Annotated in this window: 9 protein-coding genes; 7 read left to right on the top strand and 2 right to left on the bottom strand. The window is 67.4% G+C overall.

The genetic code is table 11. The annotated features are described in order from the left end of the window. Positions 1 to 21: 21 nt before the first annotated feature. Positions 22 to 696 carry a YceH family protein gene (locus D7Y61_RS22115; RefSeq protein WP_180869346.1) on the bottom strand — a complete coding sequence of 225 codons (675 nt, stop codon included), beginning with the start codon at positions 694 to 696 and terminating at the stop codon, positions 22 to 24. A 101-nt stretch (positions 697 to 797) separates the two neighbouring features. Here D7Y61_RS22115 and D7Y61_RS22110 point away from each other — a divergent pair, with 101 nt between their 5' ends. From D7Y61_RS22110 to plsB, 4 genes are all read left to right on the top strand, one after another. Beyond that, entirely contained in the window at positions 798 to 1,721 is a 924-nt protein-coding gene (locus D7Y61_RS22110) for a 5'-nucleotidase, lipoprotein e(P4) family (protein WP_180869345.1), read from the top strand. Further along, a complete protein-coding gene (gene pyrF, locus D7Y61_RS22105; protein ID WP_180869343.1) occupies positions 1,718 to 2,443 on the top strand; it encodes an orotidine-5'-phosphate decarboxylase in 726 nt (241 codons plus the stop codon). Before D7Y61_RS22110 ends, pyrF begins: the two co-directional genes overlap by 4 nt. A gap of 425 nt (positions 2,444 to 2,868) precedes the next feature. Continuing rightward, positions 2,869 to 3,822 carry a hypothetical protein gene (locus D7Y61_RS22100; protein ID WP_180869341.1) on the top strand — a complete coding sequence of 318 codons (954 nt, stop codon included), beginning with the start codon at positions 2,869 to 2,871 and terminating at the stop codon, positions 3,820 to 3,822. Further along, entirely contained in the window at positions 3,822 to 6,458 is a 2,637-nt protein-coding gene (gene plsB / locus D7Y61_RS22095; protein ID WP_180869339.1) for a glycerol-3-phosphate 1-O-acyltransferase PlsB, read from the top strand. The genes D7Y61_RS22100 and plsB overlap by 1 nt, the downstream gene beginning before the upstream one ends. 123 nt (positions 6,459 to 6,581) lie before the next feature. Here the strand turns inward: plsB and D7Y61_RS22090 are convergent, their stop codons facing one another. After that, positions 6,582 to 6,785, bottom strand: coding sequence for a YdcH family protein (locus D7Y61_RS22090; protein ID WP_005421068.1), 204 nt, complete (start codon positions 6,783 to 6,785; stop codon positions 6,582 to 6,584). A gap of 91 nt (positions 6,786 to 6,876) precedes the next feature. On the opposite strand from D7Y61_RS22090, the gene ttcA reads away from it, so the two are divergent. From ttcA to D7Y61_RS22075, 3 genes are read left to right on the top strand one after another with little or no spacing between them, the layout of a single operon-like run. After that, positions 6,877 to 7,797 carry a tRNA 2-thiocytidine(32) synthetase TtcA gene (ttcA, locus tag D7Y61_RS22085; protein ID WP_180869337.1) on the top strand — a complete coding sequence of 307 codons (921 nt, stop codon included), beginning with the start codon at positions 6,877 to 6,879 and terminating at the stop codon, positions 7,795 to 7,797. Positions 7,798 to 7,833: 36 nt separating this feature from the next. Then, complete coding sequence (locus D7Y61_RS22080) at positions 7,834 to 8,739, top strand: recombination-associated protein RdgC (RefSeq protein ID WP_005411825.1); 906 nt, start codon at positions 7,834 to 7,836, stop codon at positions 8,737 to 8,739. Positions 8,740 to 8,798: 59 nt separating this feature from the next. After that, complete coding sequence (locus D7Y61_RS22075) at positions 8,799 to 9,578, top strand: M48 family metallopeptidase (protein ID WP_180869335.1); 780 nt, start codon at positions 8,799 to 8,801, stop codon at positions 9,576 to 9,578. Positions 9,579 to 9,669 lie beyond the last annotated feature (91 nt).

Here is a 9,669-nt window from a genome sequence, read left to right as displayed (position 1 = left end):
GCCACTACCGGATGTGGACGTTCAACCGCGCAGTTCGGCCAACTGTGCCTGCAGTTCGGCCAACTGTGCCTGCAGTTCGGCCACCGCCGCTTCCAGCTGGGCCACGCGCTCGGCCAGGCCCGGGTCGGCCGCATCGCTGCTGCCACCGCCGCTGCTGGCGTACTTCGCCGCCAGCGCCGCACCGTCCACTTCGCCGCACAGCAGGTGCATGTAGCGGTCTTCGCGCTGGCCGCTGGCGCGCGGCAGCACCACCAGCAGCGCGCGCTGCTGCAGGCGATCAATGGCGTGGCGGGCCTCGTCGGTGTCGGCGAAGCGGTGCAGGCGCTCGCTGCGCGAGACCAGCTCGCCCAGCGTCTGCGGCCCACGCAGCAGCAGCAGCGCCAGCAGCACGGTCTGCTGCCGGGTCAGGTCCAGCGCGGCCTGCATGCGGTGCTCGTAGCGGTCGGCACGCGACGAGAAGTGCTGGCGCGCCAGGCCGAGTGTCTCCAGCTGGCGCAGTGCGTGCTGCACGCTGCCGGCGTCGACGTTCATCACTGGCTCGCGGGCGGTCTTCTGGTTGGCGGCCGACTGGGCCGCATTGACCGTCAGCGGGTAGGTGTCCGGTGTGGTTGCCTCCTTCTCCACCAGGCAGCCCAGCAGGCGGGCCTGCACGGCGTCGAGCAGGGGAACGTCGGGGATCTGGACGGAATCGGTCATGGCGGCCTCCGGAAGGGCAACGGATCAACCGCCAAGCATAGCCGTCCCGAGGCCGCCTTTGCCGGTAAAATGCGCGGGTATATCTGATTGCCGGTGAATCCATGCGTCGTCCTGTTTCCCTGTCCCTGACCCTGCTCGCTACCGCGGCGCTGGGCCTGTCCGCCTGCAAGCGCGTGGATGCGCCTGCCGCCGAAGCCGATGCACCGGAGGCCCCGGCCGCCGCTGCCAAGACCGATGGCGCGCTCGATGCCACTGCCAACGACAACCTCAATGCGGTGCTGTGGATGCAGCGTGCGCAGGAGTACAAGGCGATCACCGAGCAGACCTACCGTGCCGCCGCCGACCACCTGGATGCAGCGCTGAAGGAAGCCCATTGGGATGCGTTGGTGCCGGAAGAGCGTGGCAACGAGGCCAAGGGCCTGAAGCCGGCCGTGGTACTGGACGTGGACGAGACCGTGCTGGACAACTCGCCCTACCAGGCGCGCCTGGTGCGCGACGGCAAGGAATACGACGAGCTGACCTGGGACCAGTGGGTAGCCGAAAAGAAGGCCAAGGCGATCCCGGGCGTGGTTGATTTCGCCAAGGCCGCCAACGCCAAGGGCGTGACCCTGCTGTATATCTCCAACCGCGCCGTGCACCTGAAGGATGCGACCCTGGCCAACCTGCGCGAGCAGGGCCTGCCGGTGGCCGATGACAACGTGTTCCTGGGCCTGGGCACCGTGGTCGAAGGCTGCGAGCAGGCCGGCAGCGAGAAGAACTGCCGCCGCCGCCTCGCCGGGCAGAAGTACCGCGTGCTGATGCAGTTCGGCGACCAGCTGGGCGATTTCGTCGAAGTGACCGCCAACACCAACGACGGCCGTGACGCGCTGCTGCAGCAGTACCACGATTGGTTCGGCGAGCGTTGGTGGATGCTGCCGAACCCGACCTACGGTGGCTTCGAGCCGGCGCAGTTCAACAACGACTACAGCCAGTCGCGCCAGGCCCGCCACGACGCCAAGCGCGCTGCCTTGGACTACGCACCGTGAGCCGTGTGCCGCTGCCGCTGCGCGATGACGAGCGCCTGATCTTCGCGCTGGACGTGCCCGATCGCGTGCAGGCGTTGGAATGGGTCGATCGCCTCGGCGACAGCGTGACGTTCTACAAGATCGGCATGGAACTGCTGGCGTCGGGCGAGTACTTCCAAGTGCTGGACGAGCTGGCCCGCCGCGACAAGCGCGTGTTCGTCGACCTGAAGTTCTTCGACATCCCGGCCACCGCCGCGGCGGTGATCAAGCGCCTGTCGCAGTGGCCGGTCAGCTACGCCACCATCCACGGCTGGCACCCGGCGATGATGGAAGCCTGCGCGGCCGCCAACAGTAGCGACATGCGCCTGCTGGCAGTGACCGTGCTGACCTCGATGGGTCGCCCGGACCTGGCGCAGATGGGCATCGACCGCGAACCGGTCGACGTGGTGGTCGAGCGCGCGCTGGCCGCCCAGGCCGCCGGCATCGATGGCGTGATCGCCTCGGGCCAGGAAGCCGGTCCGATCCGCGCTGCCACGGGCGCAGGCTTCTCGATCGTCTGCCCGGGCATCCGCCCCGGTGGTCCGGTGGGTGATGACCAGAAGCGCACCGTTGGCGTGGCCCAGGCCTTCGCCGATGGCGCTGACGCCATCGTGGTGGGCCGCCCGATCCGCCTGGCCACCGATCCGCAGGCCGCAGCACGGGCGATCCAGCAGGAAATCACGTCGGCGCTGGCTGCGCGCTGAGATTCCGCGGCCAGGGCTGTGGGCTCGAACGCCATCCCGTCCCGAGCGGGGTGGCGTTTTTGCATCCGGCCTGGGGAGCGGTTGTGCACGAATCGCCACAAAACATGCCGTAGATTTCATCGGGTGACTGCGGCGAGATATATATTTCAATTAAATCAATTGCTTATTTGCAATCATGTGAAGTGTTGCCTTAAGTTGAAGCACAGCGTAGGATCGCCGCCATCCGGTCCTCGGGCCGGACATGTGCCACAACACTGTCCACCGGCCTTGCGCCGGCTTGAAGAGCCAGGGATCCCCGAGATCCCGGCTCTTTTTTTATGCCGATCAGTGACTTGCACGGTCAACAGCGGAAACCGTGACGTCCCGGCTTGCCGCTGTCACGTCACAGGCCGCAAGATGCGGACCGGTCCGGGGAGTCCGAGTGCATGAGCGTGGCAGTGCGAGGAAGGTCTGCGCGTGGATGGGGGCTGGCGGCCATGCTGCTGCTGGCGGTGGCGGCGTGTCGTGAATCGAGCCAGGACCCGGCCAAGCCGGCGGCTGAGCCGGTCGCGGCGGTGCAGGCGATGGCGCTGCGCCTGGCCGAGGACGATCTGGTCGGCTACGCAAAGCTGTCGGTACCGCCGAGCCAGTACCAGCGCCTGCAACAGGCCTGGACCGAAGGCCACAGCCAATGGCCGCTGACCGAACTGCCGCTGGGCGACCAGCTGCTGCCGATGCTGGCCGCACTGCGCAAACCCAACGCCAGCGCGGAACTGCAGCGCAGCTTCGATCGTCAGCTGGCCGGCCAGGCTGGCGCCGTGCGCCAGGCCGCACAGTCGATGGGCACCTTCGGCGTGCAGTACCTGCGCCACCAGAAGGGCTACACACCGGGCCAGCAGGCCCATTACATCGCCCTCGTCGAAACCCTTGCCAGCTGGGCGCAGGGCGCCCCGATCAGTGACCGCGCCCGCGCCCGCAGCACCATCGCGGCGCTGGTCGGCGCCGCCGGCAAGGTTGGCTTCGATGACGAGGCCGGCCTGCAGGCCGCTGGCATGGAAGGCAGCCTGCGGCAGCTGGCACCGTTCATCCACACCCTCAAGGCGGTGTTGGGCAGCTACGGGCTGGGTGTGGACGACGCGCTGCGCAGTGTGCGTGGCGAACTGCTGTCGCTGGAAGGCGACAACGCGCTGGTACGGCTGAGCTACGACCTCGCCGGTCGCGAAATGAGCCTGCAGTTGCCGCTGAGCCGGCGTGAAGGCAACTGGTACCTGACCCGAACCCTGGCCGACACCGATGCCCTCCTGCGCAAGTCCGATGCGGCCCGCGCCGCGGCGGCTCCAGCACCGGCTGAAGCCCCCGCCGAGGGTGGGGAAGCGGCAACACCACCGCCTAAGCCATAATGGCGCCGATGTCGAAACAGAACCCGCTGCCGTTCCCCGGCGAAGAATCCCAGTCGACGCCCGCCGATACGGTGCCGGCGTCCCCCTCGACCGGTACCGGCCCGAACCCGGTACCGCCGCCCGCGCACGCGCGTCCGGCCGGCCGCCGCCCGCTGTGGGCACGGATGCTGGGCCGCCTGGTCGAGCCGTGGCTGTCGCTGAAGATCGAGCCGGAAGATCCGGGCCAGTACAACGATGGCCGTCCGGTCATGTACGTGCTGGAAGACTACGGCCTGTCCAACGCGCTGATCCTGGACAAGGCCTGCCGCCAGGCTGGCCTGCCGTCGCCGCTGGTGCCGCTGGCCGGTGACCCGACCGGCCGCAAGCGCGCTTACCTGGCACTGTCGCGGCGCAGCTCCAGCAACTCGCTGATTCCCGAGCAGCGCGGCGCAAAGACCCATTCCGATTCGCTGGCCAAGGTGCTGCAGGCGCACCGCGTGCGCGAGGATCTGGACGTGCACCTGGTGCCGGTGTCGATCTTCGTCGGCCGTGCACCGGACAAGCAGAGCGGCTGGTTTGCCGTGTTGTTCTCGGAAAACTGGGCGCTGGTCGGCCGCTTCCGTCGCCTGCTGGCCGTGCTGCTCAACGGCCGCGGCACCATTGTCCGCTTCGCGCCGCCGATCTCGCTGCGCAGCACCGTGGACGAAGGCCTTGAACCGGAGCGCACGGTACGCAAGCTGCAGCGCGTGCTGCGCACCCATTTCCGCCGCATCCGTGAATCGGTGATCGGCCCCGACCTGTCGACCCGGCGCCTGCTGGTCGACCAGGTGCTGGCGGCGGAGCCGGTGCGCGAAGCGATTGCCTCGCAGGCAAAGCGCGACAACTCGAAGCCGGCTGATGCGTGGAAGAAGGCGCACGCCTACGCCTGGGAAATTGCTGCGGACTATTCCAGCCCGGTGGTGCGCTCGGCCAGCTTCATGCTCAGCCATGTGTGGAACCGCATCTATGCGGGCGTGCTGGTGCACCACCTGGACAAGTTCAAGGCTGCCGCGCCGGGCCACGAAGTGGTCTACGTGCCCAGCCACCGCAGCCACATGGACTACCTGCTGCTGTCCTACCTGCTTTACGACCGTGGCATCGTGCCGCCGCACATCGTGGCTGGCATCAACCTGAACCTGCCGGTGGTGGGTACCCTGCTGCGCAAGGGCGGCGCGTTCTTCATCCGCCGCTCGATCCGCGGCAACGCGCTGTACTCGGCCGTGCTCAGTGAGTACGTCGCGCAGCTGGTGGCCGGTGGTTACTCGCTGGAGTACTTCGTCGAAGGTGGCCGTTCGCGCACCGGGCGCCTGCTGCAGCCCAAGGGCGGCATGATCTCGATGACGCTGCGTGCGTTCCTGCGCCAGCCGCGCAAGCCGGTGCTGTTCCAGCCGATCTACATCGGCTACGAGAAGCTGATGGAAGGCGGCAGCTACCTGGACGAACTGTCCGGGCGGCCGAAGGAAAAGGAATCGATCTGGTCGCTGCTGTGGGGCATTCCCAAGGTGCTCAAGCAGAACTACGGCCAGGTGGTGGTGAACTTCGGCGAACCGATCGCGCTGAACGACGTGCTGGCCGAGAAGGCGCCGGAGTGGAAGGGCGAGGCGGTGTCCGAGGACGAGAAGCCGGCCTGGCTGTCGACCACGGTGGATACATTGGCCGAACGCATCCAGGTGCGCATCAACGGCGCCGCCGACGTCAACCCGATCAACCTGCTGGCGCTGGCGCTGCTGTCCACGCCGAAGCATGCGATGGGCGAGGCCGACCTGATCGCGCAGATCGAGCTGTGCAAGACGCTGCTGGTCGAGATGCCGTACTCGGACCGGGTAACCGTGACCCCGCACTCGCCGGAGCGGATCATCGCCCACGCCGAGGAAATCAACGTCCTCACCCGCATCAAGCATCCGCTGGGCGACGTGCTCAGCGTCAGTGGCGACACCGCGGTGCTGCTGAGCTACTTCCGCAACAACGTGCTGCACCTGTTCACCGCCTCGTCGTGGGTGGCCTGCTGCTTCCAGAACAACCGCCGCATGAGCCGCACCGGCCTGGTCCAGCTGGGCCGCACGGTGTACCCGTTCCTGCAGGCCGAGCTGTTCCTGCCGTGGAGCGAGGACGAGTTCGCGCAGCGCATCGACCAGACCATCAACGTGTTCGTGCGCGAGGGCCTGCTGCAGAACGTCAACGATGACGATGGCGGCATCCTGGCGCGCAACACCGGGCAGACCGACGAGGTATTCCGCCTGCGTGCGATCGGCCACTCGCTGCAGCAGGCGTTCGAGCGCTACTACATCGCCATCTCGGTGCTGGTGAAGAATGGCCCGGGCGTGCTGGGTGCGGCCGAGCTGGAAAGCCTGTGCCAGCAGGCGGCGCAGCGTTTGAGCCTGCTTTACGCACCGGCCGCACCGGAGTTCTTCGACCGCACCCTGTTCCGCGGCTTCATCCAGAAGCTGCGCGAACTGCGCCTGGTGTGGCCGGACGAGAACAGCAAACTGCTGTTCGACGAGCGCCTGGATGCCTGGGCCAAGGACGCCAAGTTCATCCTCGGCCGCGAACTGCGCCACACCATCGAACGGGTCAGCCCGGAAGCGGCCCGCCCGGACGAGCCTGCGCCGCAGGATTGAAGGTAGCGCCGGGCCATGCGGTGGGTGCGGATCTTGGTCCGCACACCTTCCATCTGTGCCAACCAAGGTTGGCACCTACCAGAACAGGAGGCCAACCAAGGTTGGCCCCACCCGAACCCGGCTTCACGCCGGTTCGTCGGGAATCTGCAGGCTTTCCAGCCTGGCGATGCAGTCCTTCAGCTGCAGCTTGCGCCGCTTCAGGCGCTTGGCTTCCAGTTCATCCTCGCCGTTGGCCGCCATGCGGGTGATCTGTTCATCCAACAGGCGGTGCTCGGCGCGCAGGGCGGCGAGGTGCTCGACGATCTCGGCGGGGCTGTAGGTGTCCACAGCCTCCGAGCATACACAGCGATGATGACTGCCGGGAGAGGGGAATCCCGACCCCCGGCCGTGGCTGCTCCGAGCCGTTAGAATGGAACCCATGAATGCCGTGATTTCCCTTCCCGATCCCCAGCCGCGCGCCGCCCGCGATCCGCGCGTGGCCGAGCGCGAGCAGCACAAGCTGGCCAAGCGCCTGCGCCGCCAGGTCGGCGAGGCGATCGCCGACTTCGGCATGATCGAGGCCGGTGACAAGGTCATGGTCTGCCTGTCCGGCGGCAAGGACAGCTACACCCTGCTGGACGTGCTGCTGCAGCTGCAGAAGAAGGCACCGGTGCCATTCGAGCTGGTGGCGGTGAACCTGGACCAGAAGCAGCCGGACTTCCCCGAGCAAGTACTGCCGGAATACCTGGCCGGGCTGGGCGTGCCGTACCACATCATCGAGCAGGACACCTATTCGGTGGTCAGCCGGGTCATCCCGGAAGGCAAGACGATGTGTTCGCTGTGCTCGCGCCTGCGCCGCGGCGCGCTGTACAACTACGCCGAAACCCACGGTTTCACCAAGATCGCGCTGGGCCACCACCGCGACGACATGGTGGCCACGTTCTTCATGAACCTGTTCCACCACGCCAAGCTGTCGGGCATGCCGCCGAAGCTGCGCAGCGATGACGGCAGGCACGTGGTGATCCGGCCGCTGGCTTACGTGCGCGAGAGCGACATCGTCGACTACGCGCAGGCACGCCAGTTCCCGATCATTCCCTGCAACCTGTGCGGCAGCCAGGAGAACCTGCAGCGCCGCCAGGTTGGCCTGATGCTCAAGCAGTGGGAAAAGGACCATCCGGGCCGCATCGATCAGATCGCGCGCGCCATGGGTGAAGTCCGGCCCTCGCAGCTGGCCGACACCACCCTGTTCGACTTCATGGCGCTGGGCCGTCGCGATGACGCGCCGCTGCCCGACGCCCATGCCTGGCTGGCCGGTTCCCCGGCCGACGCCGACGCAGATCCCGAGACGCCCTCCGTTTAAGGTCGGTCGCCCTTCCTCTTCGCCATCCGGAATTCCATGTTCTTTCGCAACCTGACGTTCTTCCGTTTCCCGACCACCACCGATTTTTCCGAAGTCGACACCCTGCTGCCGCACGCCCTGCTGAAGCCCGTCGGCGCACTGGAAATGAATTCGCGCGGCTTCATCTCGCCGTTCGGCCGCGAGGAGAAGGAACTGCTCTCCCACCGCATCGCCGAACATCTGTGGCTGACCGTGGGCGGCGAGGACAAGATCCTGCCGGCGGCGGTGGTCAACGACCTGCTCGAGCGCAAGCTGGAGGAGATCGAGGAGAAGGAAGGCCGTCGCCCGGGTGGCCGTGAGCGCAAGCGCATGAAAGACGACCTGCTGCATGAGCTGCTGCCGCGCGCCTTCGTGAAGTCCTCGCGCAACGACGCCTTCATCGACCTGCAGCACGGCTACGTGGCGGTGGATACCTCCAGCCGCAAGACCGGCGAGTACTTCATGTCCGACATCCGTGGCCTGCTCGGCAGCTTCCCGGCGATGCCGCTGAACGCCGAAGTCGCGCCGCGCTCGATCCTGACCGGCTGGATCGCCGGCGAGCCGCTGCCGACCGGGCTGAGCCTGGGCGAAGAGTGCGAGATGAAGGACCCGGTGGAAGGTGGCGCGGTGGTCAAGTGCCAGCACCAGGAGCTGCGCTGCGACGAGATCGACAAGCACCTGGACGCTGGCAAGCAGGTGACCAAGCTGGCGCTGATCTTCGAGGACAACCTGTCGTTCGTGATCGGCGACGACCTGATCGTGCGCAAGCTGAAGTTCCTCGACGGTGCCCTGGACCAGTTGGAGCATGCCGACGAAGACGGCCGCCGCGCCGAGTTCGACGCCCGCTTCGCCCTGCAGAGCGCCGAGATCCGCCGCCTGTTCCTGTTGCTGGAAGAAGCCTTCAAGCTCAGCAAGGCTGACTGAACAGGCAGCCCGACGGCCGCCGGTCATCCGGCGGCCCGAAGCAGCGCTATGCTGGGCCCATGAGCCGTCTGCTGCGCCGCCTGATCAGCCCGACCCCGCCCGCCACCGTACAGCGCGACACTGTTCGCCTGCGCCTTGAGGATGCCGAGATCGAGGTGCTGCGCGTGCGCGACCCGCGTGCGCGCCGCATCAAGCTGAGCGTGGACGAGCGCGGCGCACGCTTGACCCTGCCGCCGCGGGCAAGTCTGGTGATGGGCGAGCGCTTCCTGGAACAGCACCGCGACTGGCTGGCGGTGCAGCTGCGCCAGTACCAGGGCCAGGGCCTGCCGGCACCGCTGCAGCCCGGCGAAGACGGCGTGCTGCCCCTGCGTGGCGAACTGCTGCCACTGCGCTGGCAGGAAGGCCGCTATGCGCGCCTGGAGATCGACGCGCATGGCGCCTGCGTGCAGTGGCCCACCCGTGGTGGTGACGCCACCCTGCGCCGTCTGCTGCGCGAGTTCTACGAAGCCCAGACCCGCGTCGACGTCGGCCGCTGGCTGCCCAAGTACCTGCCGGGGCTGCCGCGCGCGCCCAGCCGCGTGCGGTTGAAGGTGATGTCCTCGCAATGGGGCTCGCTGTCCCCGGACGGCAGCATGGCGCTGGACCTGGCCCTGGTGCTTGGCCGTCCGGAAGCGTTCGAGTACGTGCTGGTGCACGAACTCTGCCATCTGATCCAGCCGAATCATTCGCCCGCCTTCTGGCACGAAGTGGAACAACGCTTCCCTGCCTGGCGCGAGCAGCGCGACTACTTCCAGCTGGAAGGGCGCCGACTGAAGGCCATGCTTCGCCAGCTTCTGTAACTGTAGAGCCGAGCCCACGCTCGGCTGCCGTTGAATGCAGCCGAGCGTGGGCTCGGCTCTACAGAAGCGCGCGACCCGCTCCTGCTCTTCC

It is taken from the genome of Stenotrophomonas maltophilia (genome assembly GCF_013464485.1).
GTDB lineage: Bacteria > Pseudomonadota > Gammaproteobacteria > Xanthomonadales > Xanthomonadaceae > Stenotrophomonas > Stenotrophomonas maltophilia_AW.
This window is presented reverse-complemented; position numbering and strand designations above follow the sequence as displayed.